This window comes from Bacillus sp. SIMBA_026, assembly GCF_046535335.1.
Taxonomy (GTDB): domain Bacteria; phylum Bacillota; class Bacilli; order Bacillales; family Bacillaceae; genus Bacillus; species Bacillus velezensis.
The window spans coordinates 1-238 of record NZ_JAWRWX010000457.1; the positions used below are offsets into that span (position 1 = coordinate 1).

Consider the following 238-nt stretch of genomic DNA (forward strand, 5'->3'; position numbering starts at 1 on the left):
CCGGTGAAGAATGACCCAGACAAGGCTTGGCAGCACAATCAGTGCTACAACAAACTTCCAGGTGTTGTCGGCGACGTAGTAATCCAAAAAGTAGTCCTGCTCGCGCACCAGTGATGCCGATACAAACGCTAAGAGATCATGGTCAATAACGCCTACAAATAATGTGGCGTGCTTACCGATGTCGGTATCCTGCAGTTCACGGTTCATGGCTGCCAGCCAATTGGGCGGCAACTGCTCT

At 51.3% G+C, this 238-nt stretch carries 1 protein-coding gene; it reads right to left on the reverse strand.

The window, feature by feature from the left end; genetic code table 11:
• On the reverse strand, nucleotides 1-238 hold a 238-nt coding region (locus SB847_RS22150; protein ID WP_410578906.1), incomplete at both ends, for a hypothetical protein.